The organism is Streptomyces sp. NPDC104202 (genome assembly GCF_055584185.1).
Window position 1 is genome coordinate 33,395 of sequence record NZ_JBVJMN010000022.1, and the last position, 17,877, is coordinate 51,271.

A 17,877-nucleotide genomic window follows, 5' to 3' on the forward strand; every position below is an offset into this window, starting at 1 on the left:
GTAAGCCGTTCGCGGGGTGGTGCGCCTTCCCGTGGCCCCTTCGTGATGGCGTCGTCGTCACCACGCGGCAATGCCACGGCTGAACCGCCCCAAGGTGCCGCTCGCACAGGCCAGATGGCGCCTCCGCGGGCGACGCGCTCCCGCGCGCCCGCGGACCGGCGGCTACCAGGATGCGCGCCCGGGGAGCTCGGTGATCCGTTGGAGGGCCGCCCGCGGGATGCGAAGCCGCTCGCGCGCCCGGTGGACCGCGGCGAGTTGATCGGCGGCGGACGGGCCCCAGTCGAAGAACTCCAGGGCCTGTTCCGGGGTGGCCAGGACGCGGAAAAGGGTACGGCCGGTGACCTGGTCGGCAGGGGGTTCTCCGAGCCCCTTCAGTTCGGCGGCGTAGCGAACGCGCGCGCACCGCCGGGCCGCGCCCTCACCGGAGCCGGGCTCCGGCCCGGAGCCCGCGTTGTCACCGGAGTCCCCCTCGGTGCCGGACAGGTACCCGACGTACGTGAGGGACGCCAGTGCCGCCGCGGCCTCCTCGGCCGCACCACGGAGCAGCGTCGCCACCGGGTCGCCACGATCGCCGGGCTCGGGCGTCCCGCCGGGCAGGCGGGCGGCGCCGGTGTCCGGTTCGAGCAGGACGAGAACGCGTCCGTCGGGTGCGAAGGCCCAGCCCCGGGACTGACGGACGGGCGACGCACCGCTCGGCACCTGGGCGGAGTGGAACGGGTGGTGGTGGCGCGCCCGGGGCGCGCGCAGGACGCCCGCGCGGTCCAGGACGGTGGGGGACAGGGGATGGCCGTCCTCCAGGAGCACCGGACCGGCGGCGTCGATGCGGGCCCGCAGCGCGGCCAGCGCCCGGCGGGCGTCGCGTGGGAAGAGGAGGTCGGGGAGGCGGGCCGGCTCGACGAACTCGACGGAGAGGACCTCGTGTGGGGGGAGCCGGATCGAGGCGATCCGCCGCGCGTCCCACGTGCCGCCGTCGAAGACGTGCAAGATCTCGCCGGGGTAGCGCATCTCCGGCGGCGCGCCGACGGCCCCGGGGGAGACGTGGTCGACGGCGAGCCCGCGATCGACCACGACGGAGACGCCGAGCTCCTCGACCAGTTCACGGGCGGCGGCCCGCGCGGGGGACTCGCCCCGGTCCACCGCCCCGCCCGGCAGGAGACACGTGCCGTCGAGGTAGTCGACGTGCTCGACCAGCACCTCTCCGCGCGCGTTGGTGATCAGTACGGAGGCACCGGCCCACAGCGCGGCGGCGGCGCGCTGGGCTCCGTACTCCTCGTCCGTCGGCTGCGACGGACCGGGCGCGTCGCCAGGCGCGTTCACTCCGCCCTCCCCGGCGCCACCGGGACCGCTCCGTCGGACTCGACGTCCCAGTCCCAGGCCCCGACGTACGCCGCCACACCGGTCCGACGCGCCTCCATGACGGCCACCAGCCGGGTGAAGTCGCGGGCCGGCATCAGCGACTCCCACCCGTCGACGGGGAGGACCCGCACGTCGTCGTGCTCGTCCGGGTCGAGGACCAGCCCCTCGATCTGCCGGGCGGTGAGCACACCTCCGTCGAAGACGAAGCCCGCCGTCGCCAGCGGCCAGTCCTCACCTGGGAGACCGAACACCGCCGCCAGCAGGCGGGGTGGCCCCGGTACCACCAGCCCCGTCTCCTCTCTGGTCTCGCGCACAGCGGTCTCCCAGGGCCGCTCCCCGGCCTCGCTGGTCCCGCCCGGCCACTGCCACGGGTGCTCCGGGCTGTAGACGGCGTGCAGCTGCACGGGCCGTTCGTGTTCGTCCGTGAAGAACACGCTCCCGAACAACGACGCCTTGGGCAGCGTCGCCGCGTACTCCTCCGGTGGCAGCCAGGCCGACGTCATGCGGCTCCCTCCCCGGTCGGGATTCCGCGGGATGCGGCGGCCTGGAAGGCGCTTCGAGGCGCGGGGACCGGCGGGGGGAGGGCCGTGGTGCGGGGGACGAGATTCAACGGGGGGTTCCTCCTGGGTGAGCGTGCGGGTGGCCGGGTGGCCGGGGTGGCCGGGGTGGCCGGGGTGGCTCGGCTGGTCTGGAGGGCCGGGATGGCCGGGATGGTCCTCGTGGCAGGGATGGGTGGGTCGGTCGGGGACGCCCTGCCCGTTCCGGTCCTCGGTCCGGTCGGAGCGGGGCCAGAGCGTTCCGGCGCGCAGGCGTGCCAGGGTGCGGTGACCGCGCTCGACGAGCTCCGGGTCGCCGGTCCGGGTGCCGAAGCCGATGCCCGACACCGCGTCGAGGGCGGCGGAGGCGAGCAGATGCGTGTGTTCGTCGTCGGCGAGGGGGCGGCCGTAGCCGAGGAGAAAGGCGTCGGCGAGATCGTGGCGGCCGTCGAAGCAGTCGAGGACGCGGACGAAGTCCCGTACACAGGGCTGTGGTTCGCTGCGTTCGAAGTCGATCACACGGAGCGTGCCGTCGTCGGCCCGCAGGAGGTTGCGCGGCTGGAGGTCCCCGTGGGTGACCACCCTCGCGAGGGGCGGCACCTTCAGGGCCGCGGCGACGGCCGAGCGGACGCGTTCCTCGTCGCCGGGCGCGAGCAGCGGGCGCGCGGTGTCCAGAAAGCGGTCCATCCGGTCGTACGGCCCCGCCGGCGCTCCCTGGGCCGGGGCCCGATCGGCCGAACCGGCCTCGGCCGGCCCGGAGGCCGCCCGGGGGTCGGGCAGCGGACTCGCGTGGACGCGGGCGACGAGGGCGCCGATCGCGCGGAACAGCGCACGTCCCTCGGCGCCGTCCGGCAGCGCTCCGTGCAGGGACCGGCCTGGTACGGCCGTCAGGACGACCGCGCGGAGCCCGGCTTCGGAGGCCACCAGACGCGGGCCGGCGCCGCCCAGGCCGGGCACCCAGCCGCGGAGGGCGTCCACCTCACGCCGGTGGAACCGGGAGTTCTGGTGCACCTTGACGTACCACTCGCCGCCCGACGCGCCCCGGGCGCGCCAGACGCGGCTGGTCGCCCGCGCCCACGAGGCGTCCTCCCAGACCGCGATGCGGCCGACCGCCCGCTCGGCGAACTCCCACACGGCCGGACCTGGATCCGGACCCGGAACCGCACGTGGACCGTGGCCGTGGCCCCGACCCGGATCCGGGCCGTCCCCCACGCCTGCGCCGGGAACGAGCAGGAGCCGGTCCCACCGCGGATCGTGGGCGACCGGGTCGCCGGGGTCCTGGAAGTGCAGGGCGACCGGTGAGCCTGCCACGTACGCGTCGAGCCCGGCACGGCAGTAGGCGACCATCGGCGCCGGCAGCGCGTCGAAGGGGAACCACCCCATCGCGTCGCACTTGTCGGGTTCCATGATCCGGGCGGTGCCCCGCCAGCGGCGGACCTCGAAGAAGAACCCGACGCGGGGCCGGCCGCTCGGCGGCCGGTGGTGCACCGTGACGGCCGCGCGCACGTCGGCGGGGTCCACGACGAGACCGGTCTCCTCCAGGGTCTCGCGGACGACGCCGGTGATCACGGTCTCCTGCTCCAGGTGGCCCGAGGGCGCGTGCCACAGGCCGGTCGCGTAGACGTCGCCCGCCCGTCGGGACAGCAGGACCTCAGGACCGTCCCTGCCGTCGCGGACCGCGAGGAGGTGGACGTCGACCCGCACCGTGTGGCGCGCCTCGCCGCTCACGTGCCGGCCCCCGCGGCGGGGGCGAGGACGGTGTCCCGACGGTGGTACCGGGCCGGTGGCTCGGCGATGCCTCCGTCGAGCTCGACGGTGACGGGCGTGTACGTGGACATGGACGCCATGTGGCCACCCGTCACCGGCCCCCGGGCCGGGGCGTCGAGCGACTCGCCGTCGCGCGGGAACAGGACCGACTCGTCGCCGTGGATCAGGTCCAGCCGCTCCTCGCGGTCGTCCGGATGGGAGCCGTCGAGCAGCCGCCAGTCGATCGGATCGGCCCCCGGGCCGCTGTCCCGGACGTAGGCGTGCGGCAGCAGCACCTCGCGCCGCACCCGGAGCAGGGCCTCGCGGAGATGCCGGTCCGTCAGCACGCCCGCTGAGGTGAGCCGGTCCACCATGGCGTGGCGATGACGGTCGGTGTCCGCGGGTCGGAGGTCGCGGGGCATCGGCGCCGCGCCCTCGCCTCCGGCCCGGGCCCCGGCTCCGTCCCCGGTCGCGGGCCCCGCTCCGGTGGCCCTCACGACCGAGCCCCGGACGCGGGCCCGAGCCCGTCCCCGGCCGCCGTGCCGGTGGCCCCTCACGACCTGCCTCCCAGCGGCCGGCGCGCCAGGGTGTGCACGAGGTGGGCCAGGTCCCGGTAGGGGCTCTGCCAGGAGGCGGTCCACTCCAGCCGCAGCGCCGCCTCGTACGCGGCCGGGTCCGGGGCCCAGTCGTCGTCGAGGTGGTCGTGGAAGACACGTACCCCCTGCCACGGCAAGGGGGCGAGCCCGTGCTCGACCGCGAGCCCGTCGAGCGCCTCGGCCGTGTCCCCGCGGGTCGGCAGGTCGAGGTTCCCGACGCTGGTGTCGGTGCCGCTCTCGATCAGTGTCCGTGCCGTGTCCGGCTCCCCTCGCAGGGCCTCCCGCACACCGATCGACCGCCGGTTCTTGGCCAGGACGCTCAGCAGACCGCCGGGCGCGACGAAGTGGGCCAGGCGGGCCACCGCCTCCTCCGGTCCGTCGAGGTACATCAGCACCCCGTGACAGCACACCGCGTCGTAGACGTCGCCGTGCCGGGGAAGCGAGTCCACTCCGGCCTTCATCAGCCGCACTCGGCCGGCGGGTTCGGGGCGGGCCGCGAGGCGGCGCGACGCGGCGGCAAGCATCCGGGGGGACGGGTCGACGCCGGTCACGTCGTGCCCGGCCGCCGCCAGACGGAGCGTCATCTCCCCGTCTCCGCAGCCGACGTCCAGGATCCGCGCCGGACCGGCCGACAACTCGGCGACCAGCCGCGCTTCGACCAGGTCATGGCGGAGCCGGCCCCGCGCACCGCCGGAGTGGGCGGCGTACGCGGCACCCACCGTGTCGAAGGCGGTCACCGCCCCCACCCCAGCTCCGAGTAGGCCCGGCCCGCCAGGATCCCCTCGACCGCCACCCGCGTGTACGGCACGATCGGCTCCGGCAGGTCCTTCGTGCTCCACCACTCCCAGGCCACGCACTTCTCGGGCTCCCTCAGCTCCGGCTCGCCCTCCCAGCGACGGGCGCGGAAGAACAACTGCATCCGGGGAGGCCCGTCGAGCCGGCCGCCCGTGTGCACCGTGTGGACCAGCTCCACGTCGGCCGGATCGATCACCAGCCCCGCCTCCTCGTACGCCTCCCTCACCAGGCACGCCGTCGCCGACTCCGCCTCGCAGTGCCCCGCCAACGCGTGCCAGGCCCCTCCCGCGAACTCCACGTCGGGATGCCGCCGCCCCAACAGCACCCTCCCGTCCCGCTCCAGGTACAGATGCACCCCGACGACCTGCAACACGGTCCCGAGCGGCGCGCCCGCGGCGGACCGGCTGCCGGCCTCCCTCCGACCGGTGCCGGTCGGTCCGTGCTCGGCCGGGTCCTCCGGCTCGACCTCGTACCCCAGGGCGGCGAGCAACGTGGTCAGATCGGCGTGTTCGTCCCGCTGCCGGCGCAGGCGGGCGGTGACGAGTTCACGGAGATGCGGTGGGGGGAGCGGCATGTCAGGACCTCCACGGGAAGGGGGATGTCTGCCCGGTTCAACGACGCGGTCACCCATGTCGAACACCTGTGTTTCGGACGGAGTGCGGCCCCCGCGCTCACGCGAAAGTCCGTTCGTGCCCTGTGCAACGACCCGTGCCGCGCGCGGTTGCTGCCACGGGGTCCAGTGGCCGAAACGCCGCGCATCGGTCGTCAGGGGTGCGTCGTGGCGGATCGGGGCGAGGCCCGGAACGCCGAGAACCGCCGACTCCCCGGTGGGAGTGGGCGGTTCTCGGGAGGGTGCGGGCAAGAGCCCGCGAGGTCGGTCTAGTTGCCGGTCGTGCCGTCCAGGAGCTCCCGGAGGATGTCCAGGTGGCCGTTGTGGCGCGCGGTCTCCTCGGTGAGGTGGAGGAGGATCCAGCGGAGGTCGACGTGGAGGCCGTTGCGGATGGGGCGGCTGGCCTTCTGGTCGAGGTCGGTCCGGGAGACCAGCTCGCGGTAGCGGGCGCTCTGTTCGGCGTACTCGTCGAGGAGCTGGGGGAGGGGGAAGTCGACGGCGATGCGCATCTCGCGGTCGGGGTCCTCCTCGGTCCAGGGGCCCTCGTCCTCCTCGCCGAGGAGGACGATCTGGAACCAGTAGTACTCCACCCAGCGGAGGTGGTTGATCAGGCCGCTGAGGGTCATCAGGGGCGAGCCCGGCAGAAGGGCCTTGCGGGCGTTCTCCGGTGAGACGCCCTCGCACTTCGCGCGGGCGGTGCCGCGGGCGTAGTCGAGGAAGGTGGCGAGCTGGGTGCGCTCGTCCCACGCGGACGGTGTGTCGTCGATTCTGGTCATCGGGCGAAGCGTCCCTCATGGCAGCGCGGATGTCGACGCATTTACCGGCGGGTACGGCGGCTCGCCGGTCGGCCGGGCCCGGGGGCGCCCGGTCGGCGGGCGGAACGATCCGGCAGCATGGGCCCCATGGACGTCGAACAGCCCGTGCCCCGTCAGGTGAAGGTCGTCGACTCGCCGACGCTGGCGTGGCTGGAGGAGCGCGCGGCCGGGTTCCTCGTGAACCAGCGGATCGATCCGGCGTGGATCCGGGCGAACGCGGAGCCCGAGGGGAGCCACTACCTGTGGCCGGCGGTGTGGAACAGCACGCCCCACCGCCCCGGGCTGCCGCGCCAGCTGCGCTGCGAGCTGCTGATCACCCTGCGCGGGGGAGAACGGGTGCTGAGCCTGCTCGACCTGCTGCCCGGCGACTTCACGCCGCTGCCGCGGGTGACCTCGCGCGACGAGGGGATACGGGTCAGGGATCTGCTCGACCGGGTCCCGACCGTCCTGGAGTGGGTGCGGCGCGAGGGCGTGGATCCGGGGGAGTTGTGGTGAGGCGGGGGTGGGCCGAGGCGGCGTCGCCGCTCCGGCCGTGTCGGGCGGAGCGGCGATGCCGGGTGTGTCAGGCGGGGTTCTTGGTGTCGGCGACGTAGGTGGAGGCGCCGACGCAGTCACGGATCTCGTGGCGGGGGGCGAGGCCGCCCGTCCAGCGGAGGAATCCGGAGGGGCCGGTGGCGGCGGTCATGTCCATGAAGCGGCAGCCGTCGTAGACGAGCTTGCCGTAGGTGGCGGGAGCGCTGCCGGTGGTGACCTGGTGGGAGCCCATGAGGGCGCAGTCGACGTACCGGACCATGGGGCCGCGGGAGCCGTTGGCGGCGAAGTCGTAGACGTGGGTGACGGCGTCCGGGGCCCACGACTTGAAGCTGTGGGCGGTGTCGTCACAGGACACGAAGGTGATGTTCCCCTTGTACCAGCGGGAGTCGACGACCTTGTGGCCGGTGCCGCGCAGCTCGAAGCGGATGCCCTGGGCGTAGAGCCGCATGGTGGAGTCGGCGCGGGTGGTGGCGTCGGCGGTGAGCTGGAAGAACGTGCCGGTGGAGGCGGTGTCGGTGAGGATGTACGAGCCGCCGGTGAAGTTCATCGAGCCGCCGCGGGTGTTCCTGACGAAGGTGCCGGACTGGTACTCGACCTTGCAGTCGCGGAACCAGTAGTTGAGGAACTGGTCCTGCTGGCTCGCCGCCGGGGTCATGCCGATGACGAGGAAGGCGTCGGCGTACGAGCCGCCGACCTGGCAGTGGTCCCAGCCCATCTCGCTGTTGAGGTTGGAGGTGGTGGCGGGGCCGTCCAGGCCGATGCCGCGCTGCCAGCTGCCGCGCCACTCGACGTCGGTGTACCAGGTGTCCTGGACGCCGTAGGTCGCCGACGAGTAGGCGTAGCAGAAGCTCGACGTCGCGTTTTCGCTGGTGAAGGTGAGGCCGGTGATCCGGATGTTCTTGTAGCGCTGGTAGTTCGTCCACAGCGTCGTGTCGTCGGCGGTCGGCGCGTACACGATCCGCGAGAGGCGCTTGCCGTACCCGGTGATCGACAGGCCGTCGACGATGCCGCCGTGTCCCTCGCCGTCGACGTTCGGCAGCAGCGAGTCGGGCTGCGTGAGGAGGTATGTGCCCGGCGAGATGACCAGGACCTTCTTCGGCACGGCACCCGAGATCGGGTCGGGCTGGAAGGAGGCGAGCACCTCCGCCGCGGCCGCGCGGAAGGCGGCGTCGCTGGCCGTGGCGCCGGTCGGGTCCGCGCCCTTGCTGATGACGTCGACGCTGTACGGGTCGTCCCCCGAGCCGGCCGCGTGGGCCGTTCCGCCGCCGGCGACCACGGCCCCCGCCGCGACCCCCGCGCCGGCCGTCGCCATGCCGCGTAGGAGAGAACGGCGGTCCATGCTTCCGGTCATCGCTTGCCCCCAAAAGTAATGATCATGTGAAAACACGCCATGTGACCATGACTTCCGTGTCGACGCAAGATCACCTGTCGCCCCGTCAGCCCGGTGGTGCGCGAGGGGGAAACTCACTGGCGGGTGCCGGACACCTGGACGATCATGGCTCGCATGAGTGACGAACCCGTGCGCTGGACCCAGGCCACCGTCTACCCCGACATGTGGGCCGATCCGGACGACGACCCTCGCGACAAGGACGGGCCGGGCCCGGACGGCGAGCTCGCGACGCTGCGGGAGTTCCTCGTCGACTACCGCATCACCCTGAGGATGAAGTGCGAGGGCCTCGACGCGGAGCAGCTGGCCCGCCGCTCCGTGCCGCCGTCGACGATGTCGCTCCTCGGCCTGCTCCGGCACCTCGCCGAGGTGGAGCGGGACTGGCAGAACTGGGTCACCGACGGCGACCCGCTGCCCCGGCTGTACGGCCCGCACGACGCCGACTTCCTCGGCGCCGTCGCCGACCAGGCTGTGGCGGACGGGGCGTACGCCGACCTGGAGCGCGAGCAGGCCGCCACCGACGCCCTGCTCGCGGGCTTCCCCGATCTCGGCGAGCGCGTGGGCAGGGACGGCATCGCGATACGCGAGCTGATGGTCCACATGATCGACGAGTACGCCCGCCACTGCGGGCACGCCGACCTGCTCCGCGAGTGCGTCGACGGCCGCGTCGGCCAGTGAGGTGACCGGGCGGGCACCCCCGACGCGTCACGGCCCGCTCGTGAGCCAGTCGGCGTACCAGGCACGGAAGTCGGGGCTCGCCGGGGTGAATCCACCCCAGTCGGGGTCGAGAAGCCACACGCTTCCGGACCACGGACCGTTGAGGACCAGACGGACGAACATCCCGCAGCCGTGCTCGGACAGCGTGAGCGTGCCCGGGGTGAGGGATGCGGCGGGGCGGCGCAGCCGGCCGGGGAGCGGCTCGGTCAGGGGGAAGGGCGCGGCGAGCCGGCCCGGCCGCCGGTCGTCCCGCCACTCGTCGTCCACCGCCCAGTCGTCGCTTGCCTCCGGACGCGGCACGGTCAACGGCAGCAACCCGTGGGCCGGCCCGGCGGGACCGTCCCCCACCTCGGCCACGAACGAGCGGTACGCGGCGGGCAGCCTGATCCCGTGCGCCTCTTCGAACGCGCGGAGGTCGTCCTCGGGCAGCGGCGGATTCAGCTCGTAGCGGTGGGTGTCCGCGCCGAACCTCTCGTGCGCGTGGTCCGCCGACGCGAGGTCCCGTATCCGTGCGCGTACCGCCTTCGCGTCCCAGGTCTCCACCCGCCGACCGTAGCAATCCGCCGCGGAGGCCCGGGGGCCGGGCCGTCCACGCGTCCGGCCCGTTCACTCGTCATGGTGGACCCGGGCCGTGCCGCGCACAGCGCCCGGCCCCACTCCGGCAGCGTGGGGCCCATGCAGCCCCGTCGCGCCACGCTCGTGCTCATCGCCGTGCTTCTCACCGGCGGATGCGTCGCCGTCCCCCCTCCCGCCGCGCCGCCCTTGCCCGCCCGGCCCGCCGATCTCGCGCCCGCCGCGGACCGGGCGCCCTCCCCGCTCCCGACCTGGCCGGCGCCCACGCCCGCCGCCGCCCGGGAGGCGCTGACCGATACGGCCGCCGACGGCGGCGGCGCCCGGACCACCCCGGCGCCCGGTCCCGGAACCGACGGCGGGAAGCGGGACGGTGCCCGGGTGTCCGGCGGCACGGCCCCGGGCGGTCCTGCGGCGCGCGGGACGGGGGCGTCGAAGCGTCCACGCGCCGGTGTGCCGAAGGCCGGGAAGCCCGCCGCCGGCCGTTCCGGAGGCAAGCGGAAGACACGGCGCGTGGCTCCGAAGAAGAAGCGCACGGTGCCGACGCGGCAGCGCCGCCAGGAGCCCGACCGGTCGCCCGACATGCGGCGGCTGTGCCGTCAGGCCGAGGGGATCGGAGCACCCATGGGCGCGGCCGACCTGTGCCGCGGCGCGTACGGCCGCTGACAGGGGCGCGCGCAGGAGCCCCGCCGGTGCGGGAGCCCTGCGCACGGGGCGCGGCGGCCGTCAGTCGTCGAGGGCGTCCAGGACCTTGCCCAGGTCGACGAACTTGAAGCCGGTCGCCGGGCGGTCGCCGTCGCCGGGGGAGTCGTGGCCGTCCTGGACGACGAGGAGGCCCCGGGGGTACCTGGAGCCGAGCGGGGCGTCGAGGGCCGCCGCGCCGTCGCACTCCTCGGAGCCGTCCACGGTGGCGCCCGCGGTGATCCGGAAGCCGCCCTCGTACTCGTTGTCGTCCGCGCGCTCGCGGTCGTACGCGGCGAAGGTGTCGTCACCCTGGCTGGAGGCGAGCAGGTACCCGTCGCCGCCGGCCTCGGTGACCAGGGTCAGGCCCTCGACGTCCGCCGTGAGCCGGGTGCCGCCGAAGCCGGGGTCGGCGCCCGGGACGCACTCCTCGGTCTGCTCGTCGTAGGTGCCGGGGACGCCGTACTCGCGGACCCGGTCGATCAGCTCGGGCGATCCCGTGAGGTCGGCGCGGACGCGCCAGATGCCGACGTCCTCCTGGCCGGCGTACAGCGTGCCGTTCGCGGGGTCGACGACCATGCCCTCGACCTGCGGCAGCTCGTCGGGCTCGGCGCACGGGGACCACGACGTGCCGTCGGGGAGACGGAACGAGGACGGCAGGTCGAGCGTGCGCACCGTGCGGTACGTGACCCTGCCGCCCGCCGCCGGGAGCAGTTCCAGGAGTGCGATGCTCGTGCGCTCGCGCCGGCTCACCAGCGCGTACGAGCGGCCGCTCGACGGATCGGTCCAGGTGGCGAGTCCGTAGGCGGTCCGCTGCTCGTCGATCTCGGCCTGGTTCCCGGAGAAGACGGCCGGCGCGGAGGGGTCGGTGACGTCGCCGAGCGGACCGCCCGCGCGGTCCCGGTCGATGCGGTAGAAGCGCAGGCGGTCGTGTCCCCGGTCGCTCGTGACGGCGAGGTCGGCCCGGCCCGCCGACAGGCGCATGCCGTGGACCAGGTCGACGTTGTTGAACCGGCCGGGTGCCTCGCCCTCGTGCTCGGCGGGCGGCGCCGCGATCGTCTGCACCGGTCGCGCGTCCAGGTCGTAGACCCGCAGGCCGCCCTCCTTGGCCGTGGCGATCACGAGACTGCGGCCGGGCGCGGCGGCGTTCCGCCAGATCGCCGGGTCGTCGGCGTCCGCGTTCCCGCCCGCTTCGTCGTCGTGCAGCACCGGCGTCTCCGCCCGCGCGGTCACGGCGGGCAGCGTCTTCGCCGAGGCCCGTACCGGGAACGGCTCCCGGGCCCCCGGCGGGACCTCGGCCTGGGCCGGGCCGGTCAGCGCCAGCGCCACGAGCGCGGTGGTCGCGGCCGCCACGAGCGAGCGGAACGTTCGAGGGGTCGTCACGCGGTCTCTCCTCAGCAGGATGATGGGCCGTGCCCGACCCTGCTGGTCCCGCGTGACGCAACGGCGGCCGGGGGATGACGAGTTGCCCCGGTGGACGACGTACGCCGGGTGAACGGGCGGAGTGGTCCCTCCGGGTGCGCCCCACCGGATCGGAGGCGAGGCGGCCGGCCCGCGGCCGCCGGCCGACCCGCGCGCGGAGGCGAAGCGCCGCACCACCGAGGGCGGGACGGGCGCGGCCGGGAACAGGAGTACGCCCCGCCGGCCGCCCGCTCAGCCTCCGGTGAAGGCCCAGGAGCGGATGTCCTGGTAGCGGATGGGGCCGGGGCCGCGGCCGTAGTCGCTGCCGACGAGGTGGAGGCGGCAGGCCGGCCAGGGGCGGCCCGTGAAGCCGGCGAGGCCGGCGGCGGCCTCGGTGATGCCGGTGACGTCGTCGCGGCGGGAACGGGCGAGGGTGAGGTGGGGGCGGAAGGTCCGCTCCTCCAGGGCGATCCCGCAGTCGCGGACCACGGTCCGCACCCGCGCGGCGAGTGCGTGCAGACCCTCGACCTCCCCGTCGATGTGACTCCAGAGCACCCGCTCGTCGAAGTGTCCGCCGCCGCGCAGCGACAGTTCGAGGGGGCGGCGGTCCGCGGCGATGTCCGCCAGCGGCTCCTGGAGCGGCGGCACGGCCGCCACCGGGAGCTCGCCGAGGAAGGCGAGCGTGATGTGCCAGTCCTCGATGCGGTTCCACCGCAGGCGCGGGTGGGCGGCGTACGCGGGCGCCAGGGCGCGCGCCAGCTCGTCCTTGGCGTCGTCGGGCGGCGCGAGGGCGATGAACACGCGCACGGTCGCCGCCCGGGTCTCCTCGTCCGCGCGACGTCCGGCGTCGCGCGCGGGCAGCTCGGTCATCGGTTCGTTCCCTCCTGGCGGTGCCGTCGGCGCCGGGTGCGGCGGCCGTGACCAGGTGAGGGTATGCGGCGACCGGAGCGGGACCGAAGCCGGGGCCGTCCGGGAGGGCCCGGCGGCGCCCCCGGGCCGGGCGCCGGGCGACGACGAAGACCGCCGGGGAAGCCGACGGCCTCGGCCGGCCGGGACGAGGAGTCCGGCCGGCCGAGGCCGGGGGCCGGGCGCGCGGGAGGATCCGGCGCCCGGCATCGGGGTCAGGAGAGGTCGAACCGGTCCAGGTTCATGACCTTGTCCCAGGCGGACACGAAGTCGTGGACGAACTTCTCCTTCGCGTCGTCGCTCGCGTAGACCTCGGCCACCGCGCGGAGTTCGCTGTTGGAGCCGAAGACCAGGTCGGCGCGGGTGCCCGTCCAGCGGACCTCGCCGGTGGCCGCGTCGCGGCCCTCGAAGGTGGTGGCGTCGTCGGACGTCGCCTTCCAGACCGTGCCCATGTCGAGCAGGTTGACGAAGAAGTCGTTCGTCAGGGCGCCCGGGGTGGTGGTCAGGACGCCGTGCGGCGACTGCTGGTGGTTCGCGCCGAGGACGCGCAGGCCGCCGACGAGGACGGTCAGCTCGGGGGCGCTGAGCGTGAGCAGGTTCGCGCGGTCGACCAGCAGGTACTCGGCGGGCAGGCGGCTGCCCTTGCCGAGGTAGTTGCGGAACCCGTCGGCGGCCGGTTCGAGCGCCGCGAAGGACTCCACGTCCGTCTGGTCCTGCGCCGCGTCCACGCGCCCCGGACGGAAGGGGACCTCGACGTCGACGCCGGCGTCCCGGGCGGCCTGCTCGACGCCCGCGGCGCCCGCGAGGACGATCAGGTCGGCGAGCGAGATCCGCCGGCCGTCGGTGCGGGACCCGTGGAACGTCTCGCGGACGTTCTCCAGGGTGTGCAGCACCGTCGCCAGCCGGTCGGGGTCGTTGACCTCCCAGCCGCTCTGCGGCTGGAGGCGCACGCGGGCTCCGTTGGCGCCGCCGCGCTTGTCGCTGCCGCGGAAGGAGGACGCCGAGGCCCACGCGGTGGAGACCAGCTCGGAGACGGTGAGGCCCGAGGCGAGCACGCTGCTCTTGAGGGCCGCGACGTCGGCCGCGTCGACGAGCTCGTGGTCGGCCGCGGGCAGCGGGTCCTGCCAGAGCAGCACCTCGGACGGGACCTCCGGGCCGAGGTAGCGGACCGCGGGGCCCATGTCGCGGTGGGTCAGCTTGAACCAGGCGCGGGCGAACGCGTCCGCGAACGCCGCCGGGTCCTGGTGGAAGCGGCGCGAGATCTGCTCGTACGACGGGTCGAAGCGGAGCGACAGGTCGGTCGTCAGCATGGTCGGGGCGTGGGTCTTCGAGGAGTCGTGGGCATCGGGGACCGTGCCCGCGCCCGCGCCGTCCTTCGGCCGCCACTGGTGGGCGCCGGCGGGGCTCTCGAAGAGCTCCCACTCGTAGCCGAAGAGGATGTCGAAGAAGCTGTTGTCCCAGGCGGTGGGGGTGTCCGTCCAGATGCCCTCGAGGCCGCTGGTGATCGCGTCCGCGCCCTTGCCCGTGCCGAAGCTGTTGCTCCAGCCGAAGCCCTGGGCCTCCAGCGGGGCGGCCTCGGGGTCGGCGCCGACGCTCTCGGCCGGCCCGGCGCCGTGGGTCTTGCCGAAGGTGTGGCCGCCCGCGATGAGCGCCACGGTCTCCTCGTCGTTCATCGCCATGCGGCGGAACGTCTCCCGGATGTCGCGGGCCGCGGCGATCGGGTCCGGAGTGCCGTTCGGGCCCTCGGGGTTGACGTAGATCAGGCCCATCTGGACCGCGCCCAGCGGGCTCTCCAGCTCGCGGTCGCCGGTGTAGCGGGCGTCGCCGAGCCAGGTGGTCTCGGGGCCCCAGTAGACGTCCTCGTCGGGCTCCCACACGTCGGCGCGGCCGCCCGCGAAGCCGAAGGTCTCGAAGCCCATGGACTCCAGGGCCACGTTGCCGGCGAGGATCATGAGGTCGGCCCACGAGAGGTTCCGGCCGTACTTCTTCTTGACCGGCCAGAGCAGGCGGCGGGCCTTGTCCAGGTTGCCGTTGTCCGGCCAGCTGTTGAGCGGCGCGAAGCGCTGCTGGCCCGCTCCGGCGCCGCCGCGGCCGTCACTGATGCGGTACGTGCCCGCGCTGTGCCAGGCCATCCGGATCATGAAGGGGCCGTAGTGGCCGAAGTCGGCGGGCCACCAGTCCTGGGAGGTCGTCAGGACCTCCGCGACGTCCCGCTTCACGGCGGGGAGGTCGAGGCTCCCGAACGCCTCGGCGTAGTCGAACTCCTCGCCCAGCGGATTGGCCACGGCGGGGTTCTTCGCGAGGATCTTCAGGTTCAGCCGGTTGGGCCACCACTGACTGTTGCCGCCGCTCTGGGTCGGATGGGGAGCGCGGTCGTGCGCGACCGGGCAGCCGCCCCCGCCCTCCGCCTTCGCGTCCGTGACGATCGCGTCGTGGTTCTCAGCGTGCTCAGACATGGATTTCCTTCCGACCAGCCGCGGCCTCGTCGACGCGGGACCGGCCATTTGGGTGGGACCAGTCCCTTGGCCATCAACGCAACCGATCCTACGATGGACATAGTCCAAGTCAAGAACAACGCCAGATACCTGTCCGGGACCCGGCGAATCGACGGCTCGGATGTGCCGGCGGACCGATCGACGAGCCGAAGAGGTGATCCGACGTGAACGACCTGCTGGAGCGACTGCGCGCACGAGGCTGGCGGATGACGTCCCAGCGGCGCGTCGTCGCCGAGGTCCTGGCCGGGGAGCACGTGCACCTCACGGCGGACGAGGTGCACGCGCGCGCGGTGCGGCGGCTGCCCGAGATCGCGCGGGCGACGGTCTACAACACGCTCGGCGAGCTCGTCCTGCTCGGCGAGGTCGTCGAACTCTCGCTGGACGGCCGGGCCAAGCGCTACGACCCGAACGCGCACCGCCCGCACCAGCACCTCGTCTGCCACGGCTGCGGCATCATCCGCGACGTCCATCCTGCGGGCGACCCGCTGACCGCCCTCCCGCCCGCCGAGCGCTTCGGCTTCCACGTCGCCAAGGCCGACGTCACCTACCGGGGGCTGTGCCCGGACTGCGCCTGAGCCCTCCGTACGCGCCCGCACACGGGAGGAGCCCCCGCACCGGTGACCGGTGCGGGGGCTCCTCCCGTACGCCGTGTCCGGCGCCGGCCTCTTCGGGCCTACTTGAGGACCGACAGCGCGGCGTCGTAGTTCGGCTCGTCGGCGATCTCGCCCACCAGCTCGGAGTGCAGGACGTTGTCGTGCTCGTCCAGGACGACGACGGCGCGGGCGGTCAGACCGGCCAGCGGGCCGTCCGCGATGTCCACGCCGTAATTGGTGTGGAACTCGCGGCCGCGGAGCGTGGAGAGGTTCTTCACGTTCTCCAGGCCCTCGGCGCCGCAGAAGCGCGCCTGGGCGAAGGGCAGGTCGGCGGAGATGCAGAGCACGACCGTGTTGTCGAGCTCGGCGACCTTCGCGTTGAACGCGCGGACCGAGGAGGCGCACGTCGGGGTGTCGACGCTCGGGAAGATGTTGAGGACCTTGCGCACTCCGGCGTAGTCCTTCAGCGACTTGTCCGCAAGTCCCTCGGCGACGAGCGTGAAGTCGGGGGCGTGGCCACCGGGCAGCGGCAGCGCGCCGTCGACCTGTACGGGGCTGCCCTTCAGCGTGACCTGGGCCATGGGGATCTCCTTCGGAAGGGATGAGCGACAACGGGGGGAATCGTACGGCGTGAGGTGCTGCCGCAACGAAACGGGCACCGTACGCGAGACGAGTCTTCCGCTGTACGGAACGTCCCACGGAGGTCCCGCGGAGGCCGGCCGCGGGGCGCCGACGGTGCGGAGAGCCGGCGAGGAGGCCGCCGTCGGACGCCCCCTCCGCGCGTCCGACTCGCCACGACTGCAAGGGGGCTGGGCGGGCACACGGGCGGCATGACCGTATCCAAGACCGGAGTCCTCGTCCTCGACAGCACCGATCCCGAACCCCTCGCCCGCTTCTACGCCGCCCTGCTCGACGGCACCGTCGAACCGAGCGGCGTCGACCACGACCTGCTGCTGGTCACCGGCGCCACCGGGACCGTCCTGGGGATCCAGCGCGACCCCGGTCACGCCCCGCCGAGCTGGCCGCGGCCGGACGACTCCCAGCAGTCCCACCTGTGGATCGTCGTGGCACCCGACGCCCTCGACGAGGCCGAGCGCGAGGCGGTGTCCCTGGGCGCCCGGCCGGTCACCGTCGAACAGAACGGCACCAGGACGGACCGCCGCACCGACGCCCGCCGCTTCATGGACCCGGCCGGACACACCTTCGTACTGGCTCCGGCGGGCGGCGTTTCGCCCTGACGCCGGCGGGCACCCGCTCCACGTGCCGGGCCGTCCCCACACGACGGCCCGCACCGGACAGTCACACGCGACAGGAGGAGACCATGGGCCACCACGACCGTCGGCACGCGCCGTCCCCCGAGCCCCCGCCCCGGACCACTCCCTCCGAGGCCGTCGGCGAGAGCGGCGACGTCGACGCGCGCCGCGAGGCCGAGGCGGCCCGGAAGGGCAGCCACGGCGACACGGCCGACGACGACGAGCGCGGCCGGAACGCCAAGCACCAGTCCCCGGGCCTGGGACGCGAGGAGCAGCGACGCCCGCTCGGACGGAGGGGCGACGCCGAAGAGACGGATTAGAGGTGCCTTCCCGGCCCACGTCCGGCAGGGCGGGGGCCGATCTCTCGGGGCGACGTGCTCCGGCACGCCCGAACGGGCCGGACAGCCGCCGGAGACGGAGTCGTCCGCTACGCGTCGACGTCGAGCGCCGTACCGTACAGCCGGTCCACCTTCAGCCTGATGACCACACGGCGCTCGGCCACCAGCTGCTCCAGGAACGCGCCCGGGTCCTCGGGCCGGGACGCCGCCGGGATCATGCCGAGCAGCTCGCGTCCGACCGCGTCACCCGCGACCGTCGTGCTGTCGGAGACCTCGGCCTCGCCCTCGGCCACGGCGAACGACCAGACGTCGCCGTCCGGGACGTGCAGTGCCGCACGGGGGTTCCTCCGCAGATGGGCGACCTTGACGCGGTCGAGCGTCGTCGAGAAACGCACCACGCGGCTCTCGGGATCCCAGCTGTACATCATCGTGGTCAGATGGGGGTGGCCGCTCCGCTTGATGCTGGCGAGCGTGCCGAACCGCTGTCGCGCGAGCACGTCGGAGAGGGCTTCGTCGGAGAGGGCGCGGGGCGCCGCCGGCTTGGTCAT

General features: G+C 74.1%; 19 protein-coding genes. 6 read left to right on the plus strand and 13 right to left on the minus strand.

Annotation, left to right across the window (positions count from 1 at the left end):
* Window positions 1-162: 162 nt before the first annotated feature.
* The 6 genes from ACZ60W_RS16605 to ACZ60W_RS16630 all read right to left on the minus strand — a co-directional run bounded on the left by ACZ60W_RS16605 (window position 163) and on the right by ACZ60W_RS16630 (window position 6,415).
* Window positions 163-1,317, minus strand: coding sequence for an NUDIX domain-containing protein (locus ACZ60W_RS16605; protein WP_469756035.1), 1,155 nt, complete (start codon window positions 1,315-1,317; stop codon window positions 163-165).
* Entirely contained in the window at window positions 1,314-3,620 is a 2,307-nt protein-coding gene (locus tag ACZ60W_RS16610) for an NUDIX domain-containing protein (RefSeq protein ID WP_469756036.1), read from the minus strand. Before ACZ60W_RS16610 ends, ACZ60W_RS16605 begins: the two co-directional genes overlap by 4 nt.
* Window positions 3,617-4,060, minus strand: coding sequence for a hypothetical protein (locus tag ACZ60W_RS16615; protein WP_469756037.1), 444 nt, complete (start codon window positions 4,058-4,060; stop codon window positions 3,617-3,619). Before ACZ60W_RS16615 ends, ACZ60W_RS16610 begins: the two co-directional genes overlap by 4 nt.
* A 131-nt stretch (window positions 4,061-4,191) precedes the next feature.
* The gene (locus ACZ60W_RS16620) at window positions 4,192-4,971 is read right to left on the minus strand and encodes a methyltransferase domain-containing protein (protein ID WP_469756038.1); all 780 of its coding nucleotides are present in this window, start codon (window positions 4,969-4,971) and stop codon (window positions 4,192-4,194) included.
* On the minus strand, window positions 4,968-5,603 hold the full coding sequence (locus tag ACZ60W_RS16625) for an NUDIX hydrolase (protein ID WP_469756039.1): 636 nt from the start codon (window positions 5,601-5,603) through the stop codon (window positions 4,968-4,970). The genes ACZ60W_RS16620 and ACZ60W_RS16625 overlap by 4 nt, the downstream gene beginning before the upstream one ends.
* A gap of 305 nt (window positions 5,604-5,908) precedes the next feature.
* Window positions 5,909-6,415, minus strand: coding sequence for a DinB family protein (locus tag ACZ60W_RS16630; RefSeq protein WP_469756040.1), 507 nt, complete (start codon window positions 6,413-6,415; stop codon window positions 5,909-5,911).
* 126 nt (window positions 6,416-6,541) lie between these two features.
* On the opposite strand from ACZ60W_RS16630, the gene ACZ60W_RS16635 reads away from it, so the two are divergent.
* A complete protein-coding gene (locus tag ACZ60W_RS16635; protein WP_469756041.1) occupies window positions 6,542-6,949 on the plus strand; it encodes a hypothetical protein in 408 nt (135 codons plus the stop codon).
* 67 nt (window positions 6,950-7,016) lie between these two features.
* Here ACZ60W_RS16635 and ACZ60W_RS16640 read toward each other — a convergent pair whose 3' ends face one another.
* Complete coding sequence (locus ACZ60W_RS16640) at window positions 7,017-8,327, minus strand: hypothetical protein (protein ID WP_469756042.1); 1,311 nt, start codon at window positions 8,325-8,327, stop codon at window positions 7,017-7,019.
* A 165-nt stretch (window positions 8,328-8,492) separates the two neighbouring features.
* Between ACZ60W_RS16640 and ACZ60W_RS16645 the strand changes: the two genes are divergently transcribed.
* The gene (locus ACZ60W_RS16645) at window positions 8,493-9,053 is read left to right on the plus strand and encodes a DinB family protein (protein ID WP_469756043.1); all 561 of its coding nucleotides are present in this window, start codon (window positions 8,493-8,495) and stop codon (window positions 9,051-9,053) included.
* A gap of 27 nt (window positions 9,054-9,080) precedes the next feature.
* On the opposite strand, the gene ACZ60W_RS16650 is transcribed toward ACZ60W_RS16645, so the two are convergent.
* Entirely contained in the window at window positions 9,081-9,635 is a 555-nt protein-coding gene (locus ACZ60W_RS16650; RefSeq protein WP_469756044.1) for an SMI1/KNR4 family protein, read from the minus strand.
* A gap of 132 nt (window positions 9,636-9,767) precedes the next feature.
* On the opposite strand from ACZ60W_RS16650, the gene ACZ60W_RS16655 reads away from it, so the two are divergent.
* Complete coding sequence (locus ACZ60W_RS16655; RefSeq protein WP_469756045.1) at window positions 9,768-10,328, plus strand: hypothetical protein; 561 nt, start codon at window positions 9,768-9,770, stop codon at window positions 10,326-10,328.
* 60 nt (window positions 10,329-10,388) lie between these two features.
* Here ACZ60W_RS16655 and ACZ60W_RS16660 read toward each other — a convergent pair whose 3' ends face one another.
* The 3 genes from ACZ60W_RS16660 to katG all read right to left on the minus strand — a co-directional run bounded on the left by ACZ60W_RS16660 (window position 10,389) and on the right by katG (window position 15,106).
* A complete protein-coding gene (locus ACZ60W_RS16660; protein WP_469756046.1) occupies window positions 10,389-11,726 on the minus strand; it encodes a phytase in 1,338 nt (445 codons plus the stop codon).
* 270 nt (window positions 11,727-11,996) lie between these two features.
* Window positions 11,997-12,614, minus strand: coding sequence for an RNA 2',3'-cyclic phosphodiesterase (gene thpR / locus ACZ60W_RS16665; protein ID WP_469756047.1), 618 nt, complete (start codon window positions 12,612-12,614; stop codon window positions 11,997-11,999).
* Between the two features lie 251 nt (window positions 12,615-12,865).
* Window positions 12,866-15,106 carry a catalase/peroxidase HPI gene (katG, locus tag ACZ60W_RS16670; RefSeq protein WP_469756048.1) on the minus strand — a complete coding sequence of 747 codons (2,241 nt, stop codon included), beginning with the start codon at window positions 15,104-15,106 and terminating at the stop codon, window positions 12,866-12,868.
* A gap of 203 nt (window positions 15,107-15,309) precedes the next feature.
* On the opposite strand from katG, the gene ACZ60W_RS16675 reads away from it, so the two are divergent.
* Window positions 15,310-15,720, plus strand: a complete 411-nt coding sequence (locus ACZ60W_RS16675; protein WP_469756049.1) for a Fur family transcriptional regulator — start codon at window positions 15,310-15,312, stop codon at window positions 15,718-15,720.
* 98 nt (window positions 15,721-15,818) lie between these two features.
* On the opposite strand, the gene tpx is transcribed toward ACZ60W_RS16675, so the two are convergent.
* Entirely contained in the window at window positions 15,819-16,319 is a 501-nt protein-coding gene (gene tpx / locus ACZ60W_RS16680; RefSeq protein ID WP_384886458.1) for a thiol peroxidase, read from the minus strand.
* A 249-nt stretch (window positions 16,320-16,568) separates the two neighbouring features.
* Between tpx and ACZ60W_RS16685 the strand changes: the two genes are divergently transcribed.
* Both ACZ60W_RS16685 and ACZ60W_RS16690 read left to right on the plus strand, forming a co-directional pair.
* Entirely contained in the window at window positions 16,569-16,976 is a 408-nt protein-coding gene (locus ACZ60W_RS16685; RefSeq protein WP_469756050.1) for a VOC family protein, read from the plus strand.
* 83 nt (window positions 16,977-17,059) lie between these two features.
* Window positions 17,060-17,311 (plus strand): hypothetical protein, encoded by a 252-nt coding sequence (locus tag ACZ60W_RS16690; RefSeq protein ID WP_469756051.1) that lies wholly within the window; start codon window positions 17,060-17,062, stop codon window positions 17,309-17,311.
* Window positions 17,312-17,418: 107 nt separating this feature from the next.
* On the opposite strand, the gene ACZ60W_RS16695 is transcribed toward ACZ60W_RS16690, so the two are convergent.
* Window positions 17,419-17,877 (minus strand): TIGR03618 family F420-dependent PPOX class oxidoreductase, encoded by a 459-nt coding sequence (locus ACZ60W_RS16695; RefSeq protein WP_469756052.1) that lies wholly within the window; start codon window positions 17,875-17,877, stop codon window positions 17,419-17,421.

Bases quoted from the DNA above. Each gene is read 5' to 3' on its own strand.
- thpR (WP_469756047.1), bottom strand. From the start codon at position 12,614: ATGACCGAGCTGCCCGCGCGCGACGCCGGACGTCGCGCGGACGAGGAG.
- ACZ60W_RS16635 (WP_469756041.1), top strand. From the start codon at position 6,542: ATGGACGTCGAACAGCCCGTGCCCCGTCAGGTGAAGGTCGTCGACTCG.
- tpx (WP_384886458.1), bottom strand. From the start codon at position 16,319: ATGGCCCAGGTCACGCTGAAGGGCAGCCCCGTACAGGTCGACGGCGCG.
- ACZ60W_RS16625 (WP_469756039.1), bottom strand. From the start codon at position 5,603: ATGCCGCTCCCCCCACCGCATCTCCGTGAACTCGTCACCGCCCGCCTG.
- ACZ60W_RS16695 (WP_469756052.1), bottom strand. From the start codon at position 17,877: ATGACCAAGCCGGCGGCGCCCCGCGCCCTCTCCGACGAAGCCCTCTCC.
- katG (WP_469756048.1), bottom strand. From the start codon at position 15,106: ATGTCTGAGCACGCTGAGAACCACGACGCGATCGTCACGGACGCGAAG.
- ACZ60W_RS16690 (WP_469756051.1), top strand. From the start codon at position 17,060: ATGGGCCACCACGACCGTCGGCACGCGCCGTCCCCCGAGCCCCCGCCC.
- ACZ60W_RS16640 (WP_469756042.1), bottom strand. From the start codon at position 8,327: ATGGACCGCCGTTCTCTCCTACGCGGCATGGCGACGGCCGGCGCGGGG.
- ACZ60W_RS16685 (WP_469756050.1), top strand. From the start codon at position 16,569: ATGACCGTATCCAAGACCGGAGTCCTCGTCCTCGACAGCACCGATCCC.
- ACZ60W_RS16645 (WP_469756043.1), top strand. From the start codon at position 8,493: ATGAGTGACGAACCCGTGCGCTGGACCCAGGCCACCGTCTACCCCGAC.
- ACZ60W_RS16615 (WP_469756037.1), bottom strand. From the start codon at position 4,060: ATGCCCCGCGACCTCCGACCCGCGGACACCGACCGTCATCGCCACGCC.
- ACZ60W_RS16655 (WP_469756045.1), top strand. From the start codon at position 9,768: ATGCAGCCCCGTCGCGCCACGCTCGTGCTCATCGCCGTGCTTCTCACC.
- ACZ60W_RS16630 (WP_469756040.1), bottom strand. From the start codon at position 6,415: ATGACCAGAATCGACGACACACCGTCCGCGTGGGACGAGCGCACCCAG.